The 21,964-nt window shown below is 56.0% G+C and carries 18 protein-coding genes; 7 read left to right on the forward strand and 11 right to left on the reverse strand.

Annotated features, from left to right (window positions below; genetic code table 11):
* Positions 1 to 3 precede the first annotated feature (3 nt).
* The 4 genes from ACT3TR_RS03900 to pilM are packed head-to-tail and all read right to left on the reverse strand — an operon-like array spanning position 4 to position 2,747.
* Positions 4 to 567 carry a pilus assembly protein PilP gene (locus ACT3TR_RS03900; RefSeq protein ID WP_193062783.1) on the reverse strand — a complete coding sequence of 188 codons (564 nt, stop codon included), beginning with the start codon at positions 565 to 567 and terminating at the stop codon, positions 4 to 6.
* Positions 564 to 1,223: a type 4a pilus biogenesis protein PilO gene (locus ACT3TR_RS03905; RefSeq protein WP_193062785.1), complete on the reverse strand. Its 660-nt coding sequence runs from the start codon at positions 1,221 to 1,223 to the stop codon at positions 564 to 566. Before ACT3TR_RS03905 ends, ACT3TR_RS03900 begins: the two co-directional genes overlap by 4 nt.
* Positions 1,220 to 1,753 (reverse strand): PilN domain-containing protein, encoded by a 534-nt coding sequence (locus ACT3TR_RS03910; RefSeq protein ID WP_226938561.1) that lies wholly within the window; start codon positions 1,751 to 1,753, stop codon positions 1,220 to 1,222. Before ACT3TR_RS03910 ends, ACT3TR_RS03905 begins: the two co-directional genes overlap by 4 nt.
* 16 nt (positions 1,754 to 1,769) lie before the next feature.
* The gene (gene pilM, locus ACT3TR_RS03915) at positions 1,770 to 2,747 is read right to left on the reverse strand and encodes a type IV pilus biogenesis protein PilM (protein ID WP_096282002.1); all 978 of its coding nucleotides are present in this window, start codon (positions 2,745 to 2,747) and stop codon (positions 1,770 to 1,772) included.
* A 190-nt stretch (positions 2,748 to 2,937) separates the two neighbouring features.
* Here pilM and ACT3TR_RS03920 point away from each other — a divergent pair, with 190 nt between their 5' ends.
* Positions 2,938 to 5,466 carry a penicillin-binding protein 1A gene (locus ACT3TR_RS03920; RefSeq protein WP_193062789.1) on the forward strand — a complete coding sequence of 843 codons (2,529 nt, stop codon included), beginning with the start codon at positions 2,938 to 2,940 and terminating at the stop codon, positions 5,464 to 5,466.
* 106 nt (positions 5,467 to 5,572) lie between these two features.
* Here the strand turns inward: ACT3TR_RS03920 and ACT3TR_RS03925 are convergent, their stop codons facing one another.
* Genes ACT3TR_RS03925 through ACT3TR_RS03935 form a run of 3 tightly spaced genes read right to left on the reverse strand, consistent with a single transcriptional unit; the run spans position 5,573 to position 9,126 of the window.
* Positions 5,573 to 7,591 carry a TRAP transporter permease gene (locus ACT3TR_RS03925; RefSeq protein WP_193062791.1) on the reverse strand — a complete coding sequence of 673 codons (2,019 nt, stop codon included), beginning with the start codon at positions 7,589 to 7,591 and terminating at the stop codon, positions 5,573 to 5,575.
* A gap of 32 nt (positions 7,592 to 7,623) precedes the next feature.
* Positions 7,624 to 8,136 carry a DUF1850 domain-containing protein gene (locus tag ACT3TR_RS03930; RefSeq protein ID WP_193062793.1) on the reverse strand — a complete coding sequence of 171 codons (513 nt, stop codon included), beginning with the start codon at positions 8,134 to 8,136 and terminating at the stop codon, positions 7,624 to 7,626.
* An 18-nt stretch (positions 8,137 to 8,154) separates the two neighbouring features.
* Positions 8,155 to 9,126, reverse strand: a complete 972-nt coding sequence (locus ACT3TR_RS03935) for a TAXI family TRAP transporter solute-binding subunit (protein ID WP_096282006.1) — start codon at positions 9,124 to 9,126, stop codon at positions 8,155 to 8,157.
* Between the two features lie 342 nt (positions 9,127 to 9,468).
* Between ACT3TR_RS03935 and csiR the strand changes: the two genes are divergently transcribed.
* The 6 genes from csiR (at position 9,469) to gabT (ending at position 18,088) form a co-directional block, all read left to right on the forward strand.
* The gene (csiR, locus tag ACT3TR_RS03940) at positions 9,469 to 10,203 is read left to right on the forward strand and encodes a DNA-binding transcriptional regulator CsiR (protein ID WP_193062795.1); all 735 of its coding nucleotides are present in this window, start codon (positions 9,469 to 9,471) and stop codon (positions 10,201 to 10,203) included.
* 163 nt (positions 10,204 to 10,366) lie between these two features.
* Positions 10,367 to 11,545 carry an acyl-CoA dehydrogenase gene (locus tag ACT3TR_RS03945; RefSeq protein ID WP_096282008.1) on the forward strand — a complete coding sequence of 393 codons (1,179 nt, stop codon included), beginning with the start codon at positions 10,367 to 10,369 and terminating at the stop codon, positions 11,543 to 11,545.
* Positions 11,546 to 11,612: 67 nt separating this feature from the next.
* Positions 11,613 to 12,842: a CaiB/BaiF CoA transferase family protein gene (locus tag ACT3TR_RS03950; RefSeq protein WP_193062797.1), complete on the forward strand. Its 1,230-nt coding sequence runs from the start codon at positions 11,613 to 11,615 to the stop codon at positions 12,840 to 12,842.
* Positions 12,843 to 13,104: 262 nt separating this feature from the next.
* Positions 13,105 to 13,893, forward strand: coding sequence for an EAL domain-containing protein (locus tag ACT3TR_RS03955; protein ID WP_193062799.1), 789 nt, complete (start codon positions 13,105 to 13,107; stop codon positions 13,891 to 13,893).
* A 216-nt stretch (positions 13,894 to 14,109) separates the two neighbouring features.
* A complete protein-coding gene (locus ACT3TR_RS03960) occupies positions 14,110 to 16,593 on the forward strand; it encodes a membrane-bound PQQ-dependent dehydrogenase, glucose/quinate/shikimate family (protein ID WP_193062801.1) in 2,484 nt (827 codons plus the stop codon).
* A gap of 217 nt (positions 16,594 to 16,810) precedes the next feature.
* Complete coding sequence (gene gabT, locus ACT3TR_RS03965) at positions 16,811 to 18,088, forward strand: 4-aminobutyrate--2-oxoglutarate transaminase (protein ID WP_096282011.1); 1,278 nt, start codon at positions 16,811 to 16,813, stop codon at positions 18,086 to 18,088.
* A 51-nt stretch (positions 18,089 to 18,139) separates the two neighbouring features.
* Here gabT and ACT3TR_RS03970 read toward each other — a convergent pair whose 3' ends face one another.
* The 4 genes from ACT3TR_RS03970 to ACT3TR_RS03985 all read right to left on the reverse strand — a co-directional run bounded on the left by ACT3TR_RS03970 (position 18,140) and on the right by ACT3TR_RS03985 (position 21,910).
* Positions 18,140 to 18,388 carry a YkoF family thiamine/hydroxymethylpyrimidine-binding protein gene (locus tag ACT3TR_RS03970; protein ID WP_193062803.1) on the reverse strand — a complete coding sequence of 83 codons (249 nt, stop codon included), beginning with the start codon at positions 18,386 to 18,388 and terminating at the stop codon, positions 18,140 to 18,142.
* A 21-nt stretch (positions 18,389 to 18,409) separates the two neighbouring features.
* Positions 18,410 to 19,237, reverse strand: coding sequence for an alpha/beta fold hydrolase (locus tag ACT3TR_RS03975; protein ID WP_193062929.1), 828 nt, complete (start codon positions 19,235 to 19,237; stop codon positions 18,410 to 18,412).
* A gap of 110 nt (positions 19,238 to 19,347) precedes the next feature.
* Entirely contained in the window at positions 19,348 to 20,394 is a 1,047-nt protein-coding gene (gene dinB, locus ACT3TR_RS03980) for a DNA polymerase IV (RefSeq protein WP_096282013.1), read from the reverse strand.
* A 52-nt stretch (positions 20,395 to 20,446) separates the two neighbouring features.
* A complete protein-coding gene (locus tag ACT3TR_RS03985) occupies positions 20,447 to 21,910 on the reverse strand; it encodes a protein adenylyltransferase SelO (RefSeq protein ID WP_444624473.1) in 1,464 nt (487 codons plus the stop codon).
* Between the last annotated feature and the right edge of the window lie 54 nt (positions 21,911 to 21,964).

Genomic DNA, 21,964 nt, shown 5'->3' on the forward strand with positions numbered 1-21,964 from the left:
CAGTTACAAGTCGTCTTCGATAATGACGAGCGATACCTGTCGCTCCTGCCAACCTTCCTGCTGAGTAAGCACCTGTTCGGTGAGATACAGTGCTTGCGCGTCTATTTGTGCAATTCGCCCATCGTTAGTGCCCATGTAGTCGCCTTCTTTAACACTGGTCACGGCGCCATCGGGCGATGCAATTAACGCTACTCGGCGCCCCGCCATTGCCATCGTGCCCACCAGATGAAGCTCTTGCAGAGGAAATTGCTCTAATGGCTGCGAGGCACGCTGTGGGTTCGGCGCTTGCACACGGCCGCTGCGCTGATTGCCATCCTCAGCTGTCGCCTGTGGCACCAAAAAGGGGCTGCGCTGATTGCTATATAAGTAGTCTAACGAAGCGCTTTCAGGCTCTAGCACGCTTATTGATGGCGGCTCGCCTACCGGCGACTGTCGGATATCAGACAGCGTCTGGGCCAATGGGTCTAAATCAGGCTCCACACACCCCATCAGCAAGGCCGCTGAACTCAACAACATCACCATCGGCGCGGCATGCTTCACAAGTCGCTGCTGTTGCCTTGGCGTCATAGCACTTCGGCCCCCTCATCCAGTGGCTGAACACTGTTTTCGGGATAGCGATAGGTGCGGGCAAGGAGCGACAGCTGCAGCATATCGCCGTGCCCCTCAACGGGCGCCAAGGTGAAGTCATGCTGGGTTACCATGCGTGGCAGTAACGCGATATCGGCGATAAAACGCGCCAGCTGGTGATAGCCGCCGCGCACCTGAATATCCAGCGGCTGCTCTATATAGTGCGGCTGCTCCAACGCAGGGCGCAGCCAGATAGTGTCAATTATCAGGCGGCTATCCGCCGCGGCATCACTGATACTATCGAGCAGTGAGGGGATTTCCGCATCGCGGGGAAGCATCGTGTGAAAGTGCGCCACCTGCGCTTCTAAGACGGCCAACTGGTCACGCCGTTCCGGCAAGAAGGCGGCTTCAGACACTCGGCTGCGGTATTCACTTAACAGCCGGACTTCCTGGCGCTGCGCGGCCATGAAGGCATCGCGCTGTTCACTCACCGTTAGCCATAGCATCACGCCCAACGTCACTAGCAGCGTTACACCGCAGCTCAAAACCTTTAATAGCCACGGCCAGTTACCGGCTTCTTTGACGTCTAACCCTCGCCAGTCAATCTCGCGCAAGCGTTGCCATTCAATGGCCCAGTGGTCGCGCTGAAAACTCATAGCGCCGCCTGTTCAACGTCGAAATGAAACACGCGGCCCGCGCCGTCCTGCTCACTCTCCAGCGCCGAAAGCACTGGCACGCCCAAGCCCGATAGTGCGGCAATACGACGAAGCTGCTCGGACACCTGCCGGGCGCTGCCCGCAACCGCCGTTGCGCGGATGCTATTATCGCTTCTCGAGAGCCGCTGATAGACCACGCCGCTCACGACGCTATTCGCCACGTTATTAAACAGGTGTACGGTATCGGTGCGCGTAGACTGCAGCGCTTGAAAAACGGCTATTTGCTCGTTTAGCCGCGCAGCATCGCGCTCCACGCGCGATACGCTGTCAATATCCGCATGCAGACGCTCAATGTGGCTGCTAATAAGCGCGTTGCGCTGCTGCTGAGCGGCCAGCTTAAGCTGATAAAATTGAGAAATGAGCAGCCCAATCACCACGCCTACTAGCAGCATGACCGCCACAGCGACATAGTATTGTCGCGTTCGCCGCTCACGCTGTGCCTGCCGCCAAGGCAGCAGATTAATAGCCATCTTCACAGGCAGACTCTCATTGATTCACCCTCATCGCTAAGCCACCGGCGGTTAGCATCGTCGGCGCATCATTCATCAGGGCTTGAAGATTTAAACGTTTATTGACCTGCATGTGCTGAAAGGGATTAGCGATGGTGACCGGCGTACCGCTATGGTTAGCAATACGTTCAGCCAGGCCAGGCATGACGCTTGATACACCGGCCAAAACGATATGTTGTATTGGCTGCTGATGCGCCTTTATGTGGTAGCGCTGTAAGGCGCGCATAACCTGCTGAGCAATGGCTTCGAGTAAAGGGCTAGTTAGCGGCCTATCGTCAAACGCCGTACTGCGGCTATAGACAACATGCTGGCCATGCAAGACGTGAAAAACATGCGTTGCAGCGTCAATATCGACGACGCCAATACAGGCCACACCAGCATCGCCAGCTGAATCACCTGCGTGCGCTTGGCCACGCAATTCACCCAGCGAGCGCGCCAAAGCAAAGGTGTCAACGTCCACAACCGCAGGCTCAAGACCTACGCGCTCTAACGTCTCAGCAAGCTGGATAACGTCGCGCTGGCGACAGGCCACCAGGCCCACCTGCTGCTGCCCTTCATCAAGCGGCGCAGGGCCCTGGCATTTAAAATCAAAAGCAACGTCATTGAACGGAAAAGGAACATGGCGGTCGTATTCGGCCATAATGCGTTCTTCTATCTCGTCTTCACGCAGCTCGATAGGAAAACTCAGCGTTTTAGTGATGGCCGCACTCGCAGGAATGGCGACGGCGGCTTGACGCGTATGGGGTTGCGCATGGTCTAAAGCGCGTTTCAGCGTACTGGTAACGTCATTAATGTCACGAATACGACGTTCAATTATCGTACTTTCGCGCAGCGGTTTAACGGCATAACTGACTACTTGGTAACTACCGCGGCACTGCGCTAGCTCCAGCAGTTTTACACTCGCCGACGTAATGTCTATACCGATCAACCCTTTATCGGATTTCATAAAGCGCATAGTAGGTCAAGCTCCACCTGCTGATCACGTGAATCGAGGTTACCTTATTTTTAATTAAGACTCACGCGAACGAACTTACAACATATCAACACTGGTGGCCGCCGCCTCAGCTTCCTATAATGGCAGCCAATTACATGATGCGGCCGTTCAAACGCCGATCTTTTTATTCTCTCCAGGGTGCTCTTTGTTCATGACGTTTCTTCGAACCCTTATTGTGTCGCTATTTTTTCTCATCGTGTCATTGGTCGGCGCCACCGTGCTGGCCGTGGTGGCTGCGGCTATTTATTTTGCGCCGGGCTTACCCGACGTTCGTCAACTGCAGGACTTTGAGCTGCACACTCCGCTGAGAATCTTTACGCAAGACGGTAAGCTGATTGGCGAATTTGGTGAGGAGCGGCGCGTGGCGGTCGACTTCGATGAAATTCCGCAGGATATGGTCAATGCCTTGGTCGCTGCCGAAGACACCAACTATTTTGATCATGCCGGCGTCGACCCTCGTGGCTTAGCCCGGGCCGCAGTGGAGCTAGTTAGCAGTGGTGGGTCTATCCAGTCAGGCGGCTCGACCATCACCATGCAGGTCGCCCGTAACTACATGCTGACACTGGATCAAACCTTTACACGTAAGATTCGTGAAATTCTGCTGGCGCTGCAAATGGAGCAAGTGCTCAGCAAAGAAGAAATTTTCGAGCTTTACGTTAACAAGATTTTCTTGGGCAACCGTGCCTATGGCATCGCAGCTGCCTCTGAAACCTACTACGACAAGCCACTGGCTGAATTGACTCTCGCGCAAACGGCGATGATTGCGGGGTTACCCAAAGCGCCCTCCGCGTTCAACCCTCTGGCGAATTCAGAACGCTCGCTTATTCGACGCAACTGGATTCTCTTTCGCATGCGCGAGTTAGGCTATATCGACGAGAGCACCTATCAATCGTCGGTTCAGGATCCGGTGACTGCCCGCCGTCACTACACGCAAACCGAAGTTGATGCTGACTACGTTTCAGAAATGGCGCGTCAGTACGCGGTTGAGCGCTTTGGCGATGACGCCTATACCGGCGGCTACCGCATCTACACCACTATTAATAGCGAGCTACAGCCCTTTGCTCAAAAAGCACTCGCCGATGGTCTGACCGCCTATGACCTGCGCCATGGCTGGCGCGGGCCAGAGCAGCGTGAAATTGCTGCCAGCTTAGTCGAAGCGCAAGAGCAAACCGCAACTCAAGGCCTTGAAGAGGAGCTTTCTGAGTCACCCGAAATTCGTCAAACCGCCCGCCAGGCCGCCCAGCGTAGCCAAACGGAAGTCGAAGGGATTGATGGCGACGTCAGTAACTGGGTTCAAGTACTTGAACGCACGCCCAACTACGGCCTGCTGAAACCCGCCATCGTAGTAGAAAGCAGCGGCCGGGAAATGAAAGTACTTACCCGCAACGACGGGCTACAAACGATCCCATGGGCGGGTTTAAGCTGGGCACAAAAGTACCTTAGCCCACGCGGCCGTGGGGCAGAACCCAGCTCGGCGGATCAAATTGCCGTCCGTGGCGACATGATTCGCGTGATTAAGAATGAAGATGGCTCACTGCGTCTTTCTCAACGCCCGGATGCCGAAGGCTCGCTGGTCGCCCAAGACCCGCGCACCGGCGCGATTCTCGCGCTTCAAGGTGGCTTTGACTTTAACGCCAGCAAGTTCAATCGCGCGGTACAGGCTCAGCGCCAGTCAGGCTCTATCTTCAAGCCATTCATTTATTTGGCGGCCCTTGAAGATGGCGAGATGAATGCCGCAAGCGTGGTCAATGACGCGCCGGTAGTACTCGACGACGGCAGCAACTCTTTATGGCGCCCGGTGAACTCTAGCCGAGACTTCCAAGGGCCGATGCGATTACGCCCTGCGCTGGCTCGTTCACGCAACCTAGTGACTATCCGCGTCCTGCAGACGATGGGCTTAGATCACACGATTAACTACTTGGAAGGCTTCGGTTTTGCGCCAGGCCGGTTGCCACATGGATTGGCTTTAGCGCTAGGCAGCGCGAGCTTAACGCCCATGGAGATGACCAACGCCTACGCCGTTCTTGCCAATGGCGGCTTCCAAGTGGCGCCCTGGTTTATTGAACGCGTTACCCGCAACGATGATCGCGAATTGATTGATGAAGCGACGCCTCAAGTGGCTTGCCCAAGCTGTGCAGAGGATCAGGAAACGGTAGAAATTGATGGCCGCGAATACCCCATCGCCAAACGGGTAGCCGACCCGGCCGCCGTTTATATTCTGCGCGACATGCTGCGTGACGTTATCACCTCGGGCACTGGCCGCGGTGCACTTAGCCTGAACCGTGAAGACATCGTGGGCAAAACGGGCAGCACGAACAGCCTGCGCGACGCATGGTTCGCGGGCTTTAACAGCGATCTGGTCACCACGGTGTGGGTCGGTAAAGACAGCAACGAAACCCTCGCTGAGTATGGTGCCGGTGCCGCCTTACCGATTTGGGTAGAGTTCATGGGTGATGCGCTGGAAGGCACGCCGCTTGCCGTGCCAGAACGCCCTGATACGATTGTGACTGCGCGCGTTGATCCGGATACTGGCCGTCGCTTAACTGACGACCAGCCAGGCGGCCTCACCGAGCTGTTCCATCGTGATCACTTGCCGGACTACCAGCAGCGCCGCATCAGTCGCGAGCTGGAAGAAGCCAGTGGCTCGCAAGGCTCAGGCACAGCAGAGTCAATCTTCTAACGCTAGCGGCTAATCCCTACGCCACGGCGCCATAGCGAAAAGGCCCGGAGAGAATATCTCCGGGCCTTTTTTTATTACTTACTCAGCGTCTTTGCGGCTATCGCCATTAGTTATTAACGACAGGCGCTTGCGGCTGGCGCTTACTGGCCAGCCAGTTAGCGCCAATTACCACAATCATCACCACAACACCGGCAATCTCGGTCATCAGGTTAGGATAGAAAACGCCAATAATCGCCGCCGTAATCGCCAGGCGAGGTAGCCACGACATACGGGTAAACAGATACCCTTCCAAGGCCGCTGCAAAAGCACCTAATGCCAGGATGGCGATGATGCCGTTCCAGATGACAACGGGCACAGGCCCACCCATGATGATTTCCGGGTTGAACACCATAAACAGCGGAATCAGGTACAGCCCTTTGGCAAACTTCCACGCCTGGAAGCTCGTTTCCATCGGTTTACTGCCGGCTATCGCCGCCCCGGCAAAACCTGCCAAGGCGATGGGCGGCGTCACGTTAGAGTCCTGGGAGTACCAGAACACCACCAGGTGAGCGACCAGCAGCGGGATCCCAAACTCCTGGGTAAGCGCCGGGCCAACTAGCACAATCAGCACGATGTAGCTCGCCGTTACCGGCAGGCCCATGCCTAGTACTAAGCTTGCCAAGAGCACCATCAGCAGCGCGAGCAGGATATTGCCGCCAGAGAAGGCCAGCATCATCGACGAGAATTTCAGGCCTAAACCGGTTAAACCCACAACGCCAACGATAATACCGGCAACCGCGCAGGCCATTGAGACGGACACCGCGTTGCGCGCACCGAGTTCTAAACCTTCAATAAGCTTGGCAAATCCCGCGCGGATAACGTTTTTAATCGACGTCGACGTTACCGGCTGACCCTGGCTCGGCGCCACAAAGAAAAACCACAGCGCATAGCGCAGTACCGCCACGGCTACCATGGTGACCACCGCATAGTAGCCCACGCGCATAGGCGACATACTCAGCGCCAGCAGCCAGACCAGCACGGCTAGCGGCAGCAAGAAGTGCCAGCCATCTTTCAGAACTTGGCGCATCTGCGGCAGCTCTTCTTTCGGCAGCCCCTGCATGCCTTGCTTAAGAGCAATGATGTGGACAAACAGATAGACCGTCGAGAAATACATAATCGCCGGCAAAATACTGACTTTCACAATGTCCAAGTACGGCGTATTGGTGTACTCGGCAATCAAGAAAGCACCCGCCCCCATCAACGGCGGCATAATCTGCCCACCGGTTGAGGCCGCGGCTTCAATACCCCCCGCCTGCTTGGCTTTGTAGCCCAGTTTTTTCATTAGCGGAATAGTAAACGCGCCGGTGGTAACAACGTTGGCAATCGCGCTGCCGGAAATAGACCCCATGCCCGCGGAGGCTAGCACCGCAGCCTTGGCCGGCCCGCCGCGCTGGCGACCGGTGGCGGCATACGCCATGTCGATGAAGAACTTACCCGCACCGGTACATTCCAAAAAAGCGCCAAACAGTACAAAGATAAAGATATAGGTGGCCGCCACGCCGAGCGGCAGGCCGAAGATACCCTCTTGGCCCAAGTAAAGCTGGCCAGCAACGCGGTCAATGCTATAGCCGCGATGTTCCAGGATGCCCGGCATCCACTCGCCCAGCCACGGCAGCTCGCCCCGCGGCCCGGCAAAGGCATACACAATGGCAATCAAGCCGATCACGGTCATGCCGAAACCCACCGCGCGGCGGCTCGCTTCTAGCACCGTCACGGTCGCAATACAGGCGACCAGAATATCGGTACTGCTCCAAAAACCTGCTCGGCTGAAAATCTCATCCAGGTTGAACACTAAATAGCCGCCGGTGACGATCGCCCCGGCTAGAAATACGAGATCAACTCCCCACCCAACGACGCCACGTTTACTGGTGGGGCCAAAGGCTGGAAACATTAAAAATGCCAGCATCATGATCAATGCCAGGTGAATACTGCGCTGATAAAACAACCCTAACGGCTGGATACCTGCGGAATACAGCTGAAAAAGGGAAAGTCCCACCGCCACAATGGTGATCAACCACAGCACCATGCGGGGTTGAATCACATTACCGCCTGGTATTACGGTCGGCGGTTGATTGGATTCGTTCATGAAGTCCTCGGAAGCGTTAACTAATGTCGTTTTTATTCACGCGGGGAGGCGTGAGGAGCGGCTAGCTGAATGGTCACGCGCTGCCCAGCGGCGAGGGCGCTCAAGCTTACCTGAGGATGCTCGCCGTCTGGCCACACCACTCGATGATTGACGGCAGGCGAGCCGACTCTTAGTAGATAGCGATTATTGGCGACAGGCTCGTCAATCGCATTAATCCAGTAACCACCTTCACCGTCTGAGACCTGCTCTCCACGGCCAAAGATATGCCCAAGCCCTGCAGCGAAGTCAGGTTGATGGCTACGTTCTAACTGCATCACGCCTGCCGCATTTCGATAGCAGTCAAGTACGGTGAAGTGCTCCACAGAGTGCTGCCACTTAATACACCAGCGGCCGCCAAGAGGGACCGTTTCATCCACCAAGACGTCGCCTTGCTCGGTTGTCACTGCTAATCGCATAAACGGCGTCGCCGAAGCGGGGGAAGCCCCCGCTTCGGCGAATGGTAAACATGCAATCAGTAGCGCCACCAGTCGATGTTGCCACTGCATGGTGGTGTCCTTTAGCCGTTACGGACGCAAGCGATCCGGGATGTCAGCGCCAACTTCTTCGAAATAACGCAGCGCACCTGGGTGTAACGGCACCGGCGTAGAGTCCATAGTGAACTGAACGGTGGTGTCATTAGCCGCAGGGTGAACAGCAATTAGCTCGTCGGTGTTTTCAAACAGCAGCTGGGTAAGCTGATACGCCAACTCTTCGTCCATATCAGCGTTAACCACCAATACGTTAGGAATACCAATCGTCTGAACCGCTTCATCCATGCCGTCATACATACCGGCGGCTAGCTCATACGGTGCAAACACCTCTTCTTCTGCCTGCGCGTTAGCGATCTCTTCGTCAGAGAAGCCAATAAGACGAATATCACGCGTGGCGGCTAGGTTAAGAATTGAACTGGTGGGCGGCCCTACGCTCCAGAAACCAGCGTCGATATCGCCATCGCGAATCGCATCGGCGGTTTCATTGAAGTTAAGGCGCTGAGGCGTAAAGTCTTCGTAGTCAACGCCATTGGATTCAAGCAACGCACGCACATTAAGCTCAGTGCCGCTGCCCGGTGCACCCACAGAAACGCGCTTACCGGCCAAATCTGCAATCGATTTAATATCCGACTCTGCTAGCGTAACCAGCTGCACGGCATTGGGATACACAGAGGCCAGCGCACGGGTATTTTCGACCTGACGCCCGTCAAAGTCACCGGTACCGGTGTACGCCTGATAGACCGTATCAGCCAGCGCCAGCGCTAAATCCGCGTCGCCGCGCATGATCAGCCCCATATTCTCAACCGACGCACCGGTAACTTCCGCCGTCGCCTGAGCCCCTTCGATATGGTTATTGATCATTTCAGCGAAACCACCGCCGATAGGGTAATACACGCCGCCGGTGCCACCGGTCGCAATTGAAAGTTGTTGGGCGCTAGCGGGTAGCGCGACCGCGAGCAACGATGCGGCAGCTGCTGTGGTGTATAGAGAGCGTAGAGTTCGCATGAGCATTTCCTCCGTCCTGCTTGGACTTATAGGTATGGTTGACGATAAAGGAGGTTTTGGAGCCCCAGCGCCTGCCGGGCAATCAAACGGCTAAGCAAACGCGGTGGAGGAGAAGTTAGCACGGCTTAAGCGTTAGATGCTAATTGGCCATTATTAACGTTTAACGACATCACAACGCCCACAACCGCGAGCAATGTCAGCATGGTCATCAGAAATAATCCGCCGACAACAATACTGAAATACGTTAGTAATCTCTTAACCTCTGCCAAATAGTTAATATTTATTGATAATAGCTGACAATCTTTCACAATGTACCGCTACTCGCTCAGGAGCCATACTGAAATGGAACCCGATAGTCAAACGCCAACCTTTAAGGAAAAAAACATTAGCGCGCCAAGCGGTCCCCGTCAAAATTTAGCCATCAGCGCTTATCGTCAGCTTAAGCATGACATTATTCGCGGCTGCTATGCGCCGGGACAAAAGCTGCTAATGACGCACCTTAAAGAACATTACGGCGCGAGCACCGGGCCGCTGCGCGAAGCGCTTTCCCAACTGGTGGCAGACCGCTTAGTGGTGGCGATCAGCCAACGCGGCTATCGCGTGGCCCCGATGTCGCTGGCCGAGCTCAACGATATTTACGATGCCCGTGCCCAGCTTGAAGGGCTGATTCTGCGCCTAGCCATAGAGCGCGGCGACGACGACTGGGAAGCCACGGTGCTGGCTACCGCTCACCTATTAGCGAAAGTCACCGACATCAACACGCCCGATGACCTGCTCGAAATCTGGGACCAGCGCCATAAAGCCTTTCACACCGCGATTGCCAGCGGCTGCAACTCCCCTCACCTGCTGCAGATGCGCAACACGCTGTTTGATCAGGTAGAGCGCTACCGCCACCTGTGGCTGCAAGAAACCGTGATGTCGCCCCAGGCGTTAGAACTTAAGCGCCAAGAGCACTCAGCGCTGGTGGATGTCATTTTAGCCCGCGACACCGCTCAGGCCGGCACCCTGATGCGCGACCACCTGATGACACCGGTTCCGATTATTACCCGCGTTCTCAAAGCGCGCGGCATCGAATAAGCATGTCGGTTTAAGCGTGTCACTTCCAAAATAAATTCTGCGTTTTAAAAAAATGTAGATATTTTAAATTAACGGCGATACATTGGCCTTATGCTACTTTGCAGCCAATCCATTGCTGTGGGCGATTTATAGCGCCTGCATAACGAATCGAGGAATTTACGCCATGACGCATTTTAACTGGGACGACCCGCTGCTACTGGAACAACAGCTGACGGACGAGGAGCGCCAGATTCGTGATGCAGCCTATGATTACTGCCAAGAAAATCTTCAACCCCGCGTGCTAACTGCCTTCCGCGAAGAGCGCTTTGATCGTGAAATCATGAGCGAGATGGGCGAACTTGGCCTGCTTGGTGCCACCGTTTCCCCTGAGTACGGCGGCGCGGGCGTTAACCACGTCGCGTATGGTTTGATTGCTCGTGAAGTTGAGCGCGTTGACTCTGGCTACCGCTCAGCCATGAGCGTGCAGTCTTCGCTGGTGATGTACCCCATCGAAACCTACGGCTCTGAAGAGCAGAAGCAAAAATTCCTGCCCAAGCTTGCCAGCGGCGAGATGATTGGCTGCTTTGGCCTGACCGAACCCGACCACGGCTCAGACCCGGGCGGCATGATTACGCGCGCAGAGAAAGTCGACGGCGGCTACCGCCTAACCGGCGCCAAAATGTGGATCACCAACAGCCCTATTGCCGATATCGCGGTGGTATGGGCCAAGTCAGCGGCTCACGACAATCAGATTAAAGGCTTTATTGTTGAGCGCGGCACTGAAGGCTTCAGTACGCCCAAAATTGAAGGCAAAGTATCGCTGCGCGCCTCGATTACCGGTGAGATCGTACTGGACAACGCCTTCGTTCCTGAAGAGAACCTGCTGCCTAACGTCAGCGGCCTGAAAGGCCCGTTTGGCTGTTTGAACAAAGCCCGTTACGGCATCGCTTGGGGCGTCATGGGCACCGCTGAATTCTGCTGGCACGCCGCGCGTCAATACACGCTGGACCGCAAGCAGTTTGGCCGTCCGCTGGCTGCTAATCAGCTCATCCAGAAAAAACTGGCCGATATGCAGACCGAAATTACCCTGGGCCTGCAGGCAGCGCTGCAGGTTGGCCGCCTGATGGACAGCGGCAACTGGGCGCCGGAAATGGTCTCGCTGATCAAGCGTAACAACTGCGGCAAAGCGCTGGATATCGCTCGCCAGTCCCGTGACATGCACGGCGGCAACGGTGTTTCCGACGAGTACGGCGTCATTCGGCATATGGTCAACTTAGAGTCGGTGAATACGTACGAAGGTACTCACGACGTGCATGCCTTGATTCTAGGCCGTGCGCAGACGGGCATTCAGTCGTTCTTTTAATAGACTTAGGCTTAATAGAACTCTGAACAATAGCCTTTAATCGTCATTAGCCAAGGAAGCAGCTGTTATGCGCAAGCCTCTATTAAGCGAGCCAACCAAGCCTCTGGCCGGGATTAAAGTACTCGATATCTCTCGGGTGCTGGCCGGGCCATGGTGCGGACAAATGCTCGCGGACATGGGGGCGGATGTGATTAAGATTGAGCGCCCGGGCAGTGGTGATGATACCCGCCATTGGGGCCCTCCTTGGCTGGCTGGCACAGAAGAGTCGGCGTATTACCTGTGCGCTAACCGTGGCAAGCGCTCAGTAACCGTCGATATGGCCAAGCCCGAAGGCCAAGCGGTGATTAAGCAACTTGTCGCTCAATCGGATGTGCTGATAGAAAACTTTAAAGTGGGCGGTTTAAAGCGTTACGGCCTGGATTACGCGAGCCTGCAGGCGCTAAACCCCAAACTGATTTACTGCTCAATTACCGGTTTTGGTCAGGAAAGCCCCTACGCCCACCGCGCGGGCTACGACTTTATGATCCAAGCGATGGGCGGCATCATGAGCCTGACGGGTAAGCCAGACGATGAACCCGGCGGCGGCCCGGTCAAAAGCGGCGTAGCATTTACCGACATTTTTACCGGGCTTTATGCTGCCAACGCGGTTCTGGCGGCGCTTTATCAGCGTCGTGATAGCGGCGTTGGCTGCCACATTGATATGGCGCTCATGGATGTGCAGGTCGGCGTCCTCGCCAATCAGGCGCTTAACTACTTAACCTCGGGTAACGTGCCTCAGCGATTAGGTAACGCTCATCCTAATATCGTGCCCTACCAAGCGTTTGCCACCCAGGACGGCCATATTATTGTCGCCGTGGGTAATGACGAACAGTTCAAGCGCTTTTGCACCGTGCTGTCACTGCCAGGCTTGGCTGATGATCCCCGCTTTGCGACTAACGGCGCACGGGTTAACCAGCGCGCATTGCTGGTTCCTCAGCTGGAAGCGGCACTGGCTCAACGCGGCACCGATGAATGGCTCGCTGCCTTCGAAGCGGTAGGTGTGCCCTGCGGCCCGATTAACACATTAGACCGGGTATTTGACGACCCCCACGTCAAAGCGCGCGGGCTTAAGCAAACCCTGCCCCACGCACAGGCAGGCCAGGTGGATTTAGTAGCCAATCCCATTCGCTTCAACGGCAAGCAAATGAGTGCCACAACGGCGCCACCGCACCTGGGTGAACATACCGAAAACGTATTGGACGAGCTCGGCATTACACCCGAGCAGCGCAACGCTCTTCGTGAGGCAGGCATTATTTAGCTAGCATTGAGCGGTGACGTGCAATATCTTCCCCTTTGTGGCGCCTCACCAGGCGCCTTTTTTGTGCCTATGGGTGCCTGCCGACACAATGGATAAAACTTACTACCGCGAATTAGTGCTCTACAAAATCTATATCAGCAATGAATTGAGATTTAAACTAAGCATCGCAAAGTGCTTCTGTGTCACGTAGATATTACGTTTTCTCAATATAAGTCGTAGCGGCGCCAGACAAGCCACTAAAGATCTCTACTCAGGAGCAGCAATGAGCCAGTGCGCACGCGTTAACGGCAGCTGTAAACGCTGTGAAGGAGACCTACCGTTTGATTTCACCATGGCATTTCAGCCAATTGTGGATGTATCACTAGCTCGGGTCGTCGCCTACGAAGCGCTAGTGCGCGGCTTGCAAGGGGAATCCGCTGCCAGCGTCATTGCACAAGTCACTAATGATTTGCTCTACCGTTTTGACCAAGCCTGCCGGGTGAAAGCGATAGAAATGGCCAGCGCGCTGGGTATGCAAACCGACCTTTCGATCAACTTCCTGCCCAACGCCGTTTATGAACCAGAAGCCTGTATCCAGGCAACGTTAGCGGTATCAACGCGAGTTGGTTGGCCAGTGAATCGGCTCATTTTCGAAATCACCGAAACTGAGCGCGTTCAGAATCGGCAGCATCTATGCAATATCATTGATGCGTATCGCTCCATGGGGTTTAAAACGGCACTTGATGACTTTGGCAATGGATACGCCAACCTGGACTTACTCACCGACCTGACGCCCGATAAGCTCAAAATAGATCGCGAACTAGTAATGCACTGCGATAGCGACCTTCGCCGCCAAGCGCTTTTAAACGCGGTGATAGCGCTTGCTCAAGAACTTGATATTACGCTGATCGCAGAAGGTGTAGAAACCCGCGCCGAAGCGCTGTGGCTGGCGCGTGCTGGCGTTGTTCAGCAGCAGGGCTATTACTTTGCTAAGCCGGTCGTTAACTCGTTGGGCAATGATATTACCGCGCTCCTTGCTGGGTTAAAAAATGAAATAGGCAGCAGGCAATAGGCGCAGATATTCTTGCATCGTCACTCCTACGCGCAACGCTTTGGGAGAGTATAAAGAACGAACCCCGGATCTAAATGAGTAATGATAAATAGTTACAAAAGATATCTAAGATGAATGTGTACTATCCTTTTAGTGTGACGGCGACCACGCTTGGATTCAGTCGCGACGTATTTGTCTTGGGAAGACAACAAACAAGGTCATGCAAGGGAGAACACATTGGCTCATTCCACCACTTCTCGCGGTGCCGGCGGATTTTTCGCCAAACTCGTAGGGATTATCGTTGCACTCGTCGGCCTCGCTCTCGGCGGCGGCGGGCTCTATCTAGCGACGCTGGGCGGTTCCTGGTACTACCTGATCGCAGGCGTGGCAATGCTGATTGCCGGGGTTCAACTGGTTCGAGGGCGCATGTCCGGCGCCTACATTTTTGTCCTCGTCTTTATCGGCACCTTCCTTTGGACCGCATGGGAATCGGGGCTGAATTACTGGCGCTGGATCCCCCGACTGGACGTGGTGCTGATTCTGGCCATCCTCGTCGCCTTGGCGTCTCCGCGCCTGAGAAACGGCCCAGGACGTAAAGCCAGCTTTTCCATCGCAGGCGTCATGGTTCTGGGTCTGATCATCGCTGGCACGTTAGCGTTTCTTCCCGGTCGTGGCTATCAGCACATCGCCGACGTACCCGAGATGGCCGAGGACTCGCTGGCGACTGATATGGGCAATGCCCAGCCGTCAGATGCACCGGCCGACGGAGATTGGGCGGCCTACGGGCGTGATGCCGCCGCGACGCGCTACTCTCCGCTCGAACAGATCAACTTGGATAATGTAGGTGACCTCGAGGTGGCCTGGGAATACCGTACCGGTGATCTACTCGAGCATCGCTGGGGTGCCGAAACAACGCCGCTGAAAGTGGGCGATAACGTCTTCCTATGCACCTCGCGCAACATCCTGATCTCTCTGGATGCCGCAACGGGTGAAGAGAACTGGCGCTACGATCCGGTCGTCTCTGAAGACGCCATCCCTTATACCGCCGCCTGCCGTGGCGTGACCTACTATGAAGTTCCCGAGAACGATCAGGCTCCTGAAGCTGACGACAATGCTGCCGATCAGGGTGAGCAGGTCGCAGCGAATGACGAGCAGACCTGCCGAACGCGCATTATCTCTGGCACCCTCGACGGTCGCCTGATTGAGGTCGATGCCATCAATGGCGAGCCCTGCACAGGCTTTGGTGACAACGGCCAGGTCGATATCAAGCACAACATGGGTGAAACGCCACCAGGCTACGTTTCTATCAACTCCCCGCCCGTGGTCGTCAACGATGTTCTCGTGACCGGCCACCAGGTGCTGGATGGCCAGCGCCGCTATCCCGCCTCGGGCGTGATTCTGGGCTATGACGTGGTCACTGGCGAGCAGCGCTGGGCTTGGGATGCCGCGCGCCCCGATCAGAGCGAACCGCTGACTGGTGATGAAATCTACACGCGGGGTTCACCCAATATGTGGACGACCGCGGCTGGCGACAGCAACCTAGGCTTGGTCTATCTACCGATGGCTAACGCCGCCGGCGACTACTGGAGCAGCTCGCGCACCGAAGAAGAAAACGAGTGGGCAGCGTCCATGGTCGCTCTTGACGTGGAAACCGGCCTTCCAGCGTGGCATTTCCAAACGTCTCACGTTGATGTCTGGGATTATGACCCTGGTTCCCAGCCTACAATGATCGACTTCCCCACCGACAATGGTAATGTGCCGGCGCTGGTGATGCCGACCAAGCAAGGTGAGATCTACGTCTTCAACCGCGAGACGGGTGAGCTACTGGGCGGCGGTGCGGAAGAGCGCCCGGTACCGCAAGGTGGTGCCGAACCCGAGATGCGCAGCGAAACGCAGCCCTTCTCGCTCTACGCTACGTTGCGTCAGCCAGATATCACCGAGAAGGACATGTGGGGCATGTCGCCCTTTGATCAGCTTTTCTGCCGCATTCAGTATCGCCAGGCAAGCTGGGAAGGTATGTACACGCCACCCACAGCCGAGCAGCCGTGGATCCAGTACACCGGCTACAACGGTGGCTCTGACTGGGGTAGTGTCGCAATCGACCCGCGCCGTGGCGTAATCATTGCCAACTACAACGACATGCCCAACTACAACGAGCTCGTCCCGCGCGACGTTGCCAACGAGCGTGGCTGGGTTCCGCGTGAAGAGCTGGATGAAGACACCGGCGGCGCTGAAGGTGCTGGCGATCCGCAGGCCAATACGCCCTACGCTATCAACGTCAACGCTGGCTGGCGTGTGCCTTACACTGGCATGCTGTGTAAGCAACCGCCGTACGGTCACATCCGCGCCATCGAACTGGCGACCGGTGAGACCCTGTGGGACCGTCCGCTGGGTACCGCTCGCGCCAACGGCCCCTGGGGCATCCGTTCCGGCCTACCGATCGACATCGGCACGCCCAATAACGGTGGTTCTGTCGTCACCGCCGGCGGCCTGATTTTCATCGCTGCGGCAACTGACGATCTTATCCGGGCGATCAATATCGAAACGGGTGAAACCGTGTGGAAAGCGCCACTGCCCGCGGGTGGCCAGGCCAACCCGATGGTCTATGAAGCCAACGGCCGCCAGTATTTGATGATCGTGGCAACGGGCCATCACTTCATGGAAACCCCCACCGGCGACTACGTGATCGCCTACGCCCTACCGGAGCAAAGCGATTCCTGATCGCCCACGTCGTCGCTAGCGGTAACACGAGATCGCCCCGGCCCTTTGGCCGGGGCGATTTTTTGATGGCAATTTTTTCCCACCGAACAGCGTGAACGACGACTCAATCGTAATCAACGGCGAGCACAGAGTCAGCCTGTCGATTGTGCATACTATATGCGTGCTCTATTAACGACTATGCTGAAAGAACAACCCTCATCAACAGGAAGTAAGTTATATGAGCAGCAATGCCGAATTGAACGAGCTAAAACATAAATACGTCGCCGCAGGCGCCGCAAGCCCGGCGACGGCCTTTGCTGACCGCGCTGAAAACGCTGAAATCTGGGACGCTGATGGCAACCGCTTTATCGACTTTGCAGGCGGCATTGGCGTACTCAACGTAGGCCATCGCCATCCTAAAGTGGTCGCCGCGGTTAAAGCCCAGCTTGATAAGCTAATGCACACCTGTCAGACGGTTATGCCTTATGAAGGCTACGTAAAAGTCGCCGAAAAGCTTAGCCACCTTGTTCCGGTACGTGGCCACGCCAAAGTCATGCTGGCGAACTCCGGTGCCGAAGCACTGGAAAATGCCGTTAAAATCGCTCGCGCCGCTACCGGTCGTTCTAACGTGATCTGCTTTGACGGCGGCTACCACGGCCGCACCTTCTTCACGATGGCGATGAACGGCAAGGTAGCGCCCTATCAAAGCGACTTTGGCCCAATGCCGGGCACCGTTTTCCGCGCGCCTTATCCAGTGCCTTACCACGGCGTTAGCGAAGACGAAGCCATCCGCGGCCTGAAGATGACGCTAAAAACGGACGCTAACCCCAAAGACACCGCGGCGATTGTGCTTGAGCCGGTACTCGGTGAAGGCGGTTTCTACCCTGCTTCTACCAGCTTTCTGACCAAGATCCGTGAAATCTGCGATGAGCACGGCATTCTAATGATCATCGATGAAGTGCAGTCGGGCTTTGGCCGCACCGGTAAGATGTTTGCCATCGAACACAGCGGCGTTGAGCCAGACATCATGACCATGGCCAAGAGTATGGCCGACGGCATGCCGATCTCTGCCATTGTGGGTACCGATAAAGTGATGGATGCCTCTGGCCCTAACTCCCTAGGCGGCACTTACACCGGCAGCCCCACTGCCTGCGCAGCCGCGCTGGCGGTGATGGAAGTGTTTGAAGAAGAGAATATTCTTGAGAAGAGCCAAGCCCTGGGCGAGAAGCTTTCAAAGCGCTTCACCGAGTGGGCAGGCAAGTTTGAATGCATCGACCACGTGCGCAACATGGGTTCAATGGCGGCGTTCGAACTGGTATCGAATAAAACAGACCACACGCCTAACGCCGAACTGGCCGCGGCGCTGTGTAAGAAAGCCCGCGAAGAAGGCTTGATTCTGCTTTCCTGCGGCATGTACGGCAACACTATCCGCTTCTTGATGCCGGTCACTATTGAAGACGACGTACTCAACGAAGGGCTGGATATTATTGAGTCCTGCTTGGAGTCGCTGACCTAAGCGCTATTAGCGTACAAGCAAATGCCGCCCAAATCGGGCGGCATTTATTTTTTAACGCGGCCGGCGATCGCCTTCAATAAAATTCGCCGTAAATACCGCTTTACCGTGGGTCTCAAACGACCACTTCATCACCTCACCCAACGCCTTCATCACGGCATCAAACTCCCCAAATACCTGGGTGCTCATGCGGTTCGGGTGCACTTCTAATCCGGTCGCTTCCAAGCGTTTGACGACCTCTTTTACTACTGGCTTAAAATCATCGGCCAGCGGGTAATAGCTAAGCTGTACAGAAAGATACATAACGCCTCCTTACTTGGCTCGTTACATAGTATGTGAATTTTTCCCGGTGCGAGATAAACGCTGCCAGGCAGCCAGAATGGCGGCACGGGTTTCATCCGGGTGCTCCATCGGGAACATATGCGTCCCCGGGACCTCGCTGATCGTTAGGCCCTTGCGCTTTAAACGCTTTATGCGCGACGCCGTCAGCAGGTGCGACTCTTTGCCTGCCACTAGCTCTACCGGCACGCCTAAACGCTTGGGCAGACGCGAAAGGTGATCGGGCAGATGGCGAAAAATCTCCACCTCAATCTCCGGGTTAAACGTCAGCTCCGCGCTGCCGTCGTCTAACAACCGCGTCCCTGCTTCAATGTAGTCGTTGAGCGCTTCCGGGGTAAAGCGGCGAAACAAGCCTCGGCGGCCGAGTGAACTGGCCATTATCTCGCGGCTGGGCCATGCCGTGCGCCGCCCCAGGGTTTTACCGGCAGGCGTGACTCGATCAACAAATCCAAACCGCTTGGCGGCTTTCATGGCCCACGCATCCGTTCCGAGCATCAACGGCGGGTCGAGCATGATCACACCGCAAAAGCGCTCAGGCTGCTTATCCGCAGCCATGGCCATCAAGGTACCGCCCAGCGAATGGCCCACGCCTAGCAGCGGCGTATCGCCTTCCGGCAGGTAGCTAAGCAGCTCATCCACCAAATTACCCCAGTTATGATTAACGGGGTAATCCGGATGGTGGCCCAGGCGGTCTACGGGATGAAGATCAAACGTTTCTGCCAGCGGGTCTAGCAGGCTGCGATAACTTAGCCCTGGAAAACCATTGGCGTGGGCAAACACTAAACGTGGGCGTGAAGTCGTCTCAGCAGGCATGGCATGGCTCGTCGATAAGAGTAAATCAGCAATGGCTTGGCCATCTATCATATGTCTGTTTTATCCTGCCCCTCACAGAGCGTCAATCCACATAAGTGTTAACGTGCTAATTAAAATAGCGGCAGCTGATGCTCTTGACTGCTTTCCGCCAGCCGATACCCCACGCCCAGCAGGCGTACCGGGCGTTCACCGCGGGCCCAGCCAATCTTCAGTAAGGTTTCAAACTGGTCAAGATTAGGCGCTGGGTCGGCATGTTCGACGGTGGTTTGAGTGAAATCGCTAAATTTTACTTTAACGATCAGTCCTCGCACCGCCAACGGCGGGTCAAGACGTGCATAGCGCCGCTCTAAATCCTCGATCAGCGCGGGCAGCTCACGACGGCAGGCGTCGAGATTAGGCAAGTCTTGTGCGTAGGTTTGCTCGGTACTGACCGATTTACGCTCACGGTGCGTTTTCACCGGCCGCTCATCTCGCCCCCAGCTTAGCTCATGCAGGCGCCGGCCAAAGCGGCCAAAGTGTTCGACAAGTTCGGTCAGTGAGCGCGTGCGTAAATCGGTACAGGTTTGAATACCAAGCCCGGATAGCTTTTCTGCCGTGCGAGGGCCAACGCCGTGAATTTTCTTGACCGGCAGCTGCTGCACAAAGCTATCAACTTCATCCGGCGTGATCACACATAGCCCGTTGGGCTTGTTCCAATCGCTGGCGATTTTAGCCAGAAACTTATTGGGCGCCACCCCTGCCGAGACCGTAATGCCTACTTCGCGGCTAACCCGCTCGCGGATCGCTTCTGCCATGAGCGTTGCGCTACCGTGATGCAAAGTGATGTCTGAAACATCCAAAAATGCCTCATCCAAAGACAGCGGCTCAATCAGCTCAGTGACGTCGCGATAAATCGCGAAAACTTGGCGGGCAACCTCTTTATATTTGGCCATATCGCCGCGAATTACGGTCAGATGCGGGCAGCGCTTGAGCGCCTGCCCCATCGGCATGGCCGAATGGATACCAAACACGCGAGCGGGATAGTTACAGGTAGCGACCACGCCGCGCTGCTCAACGCTGCCGCCAATGGCAATCGGAATGTCTCGCAGCGCGGGGTTATCGCGCATTTCCACCGCTGCATAAAAGCAGTCACAGTCGCAGTGAATAATTTTGCGCACCGGCTACCCTTCCAACTGTAAAAAAACACAGTTTACCACAAGAAACACCAGCTCAGGTGCCGCAAAATGTCCTGAGAACCTGCTCGTTTTCTGTGGCAGGCGCCGCTAAACGGCGGGCTTCAACCGACCCATCAAACGGCTTCGTTACCACCGCCAACAGGGTGTGGAACGGTGCAAAGTCACCGTCGTAAGCAGCATTGATCACTTCCTGAACTCGGTGGTTACGAGGAATAATGACAGGATTGGCACGCCGCATCGCGGCAAGGCGCTGGCTATCTTGGCTGGCGCTCTGCTCGGCCTGCCATGTCTCTAGCCAAGCGGTTAACTCGTTAGGCTGAGTCGTTAGCGCCAGCAGCGCCTCACGGTTCTCATTACTCAAAGAGCAAGCGTAGCGAGTAAGCGCATCAAAAGTCGCGGTCATATCCATGCGCCCCTGATGCATATGGCTTTCGAGGCCTTCCATCAGCGGCACTGCCTGCTCGCTTTCTGGTGAGAGGCCCAGTTTGTCAGCGTGCAAACGGCGCTGCTCTTGTTGAAATAGCGTATCGAAATGGCGAAGTGCGGCAGTGGCCTGCTCTATCAGCGCATCGCCCTGCGCATTCATGAGCGGCAGCAGCGTTTCAGCAAAGCGAGCCAAGTTCCACTGCGCAATCGCGGGCTGATTGGCAAACGCATAGCGGCGCCCTTGGTCGATCGAGCTATACACTTTTTGCGGATCAAACTGCTCCATAAACGCACAGGGGCCGTAGTCGATGGTTTCACCGGCAATGCTGCAGTTATCGGTATTCATCACGCCGTGGATAAAGCCGACGCTCATCCAGCGCGCAATCAGCAGCGCTTGGCGGGCGACCACCGCCTCTAATAGCGCTAGATACGGATCTTCCGCACTGGCGGCATCCGGGTAGTGGCGGGCAATGACATGATCCGCCAGCGCTTTTATTACGGCATCGTCTCGACGAGAGGCGGCAAACTGAAACGTGCCCACGCGAATATGGCTGCTCGCCACGCGAGTAAATACCGCCCCAGGTTCAGACATCTGCCGCGCCACTCGCTCGCCGCTAGCTACCGCTGCCAGTGCACGTGTGGTTGGTATGCCCATTGCAGCCATAAACTCGCTGACCAGATATTCACGCAGCACGGGGCCTAGCGGCGAACGGCCGTCGCCACCGCGGGAAAACGGCGTACGGCCGCTGCCTTTTAGCTGTACATCGCGGCGTACACCGTTCTTATCAACCACTTCCCCCAACAACAGCGCACGGCCATCGCCCAGCTGCGGCACAAAGTTGCCGAACTGATGGCCCGCATAGCCCAACGCACCCGGTTTAGCACCGGGCATGGGCTGATTGCCGCTGAACCACTGGGCTAACGTGGCAGGATCAGGCACTTCTTTAGCGCCCAGCATCTGGGCAAGTGGGGCGTTAAAAGCAATCAGTTCAGGGCGAGCCACGGGCGTTGCCTGGCTTTCAATCCACAAGGGTTCAGGTAACGTGGAATAGCGATGTTCGAATGACAGCACGATAGGCTCCGCTTTTAGTGGCTGTGGTTAGCTAATACCCTAGCACTCTACTCA

Source organism: Halomonas sp. AOP12-B1-6 (assembly GCF_052379225.1).
Taxonomy (GTDB): Bacteria; Pseudomonadota; Gammaproteobacteria; order Pseudomonadales; family Halomonadaceae; genus Vreelandella; species Vreelandella casei.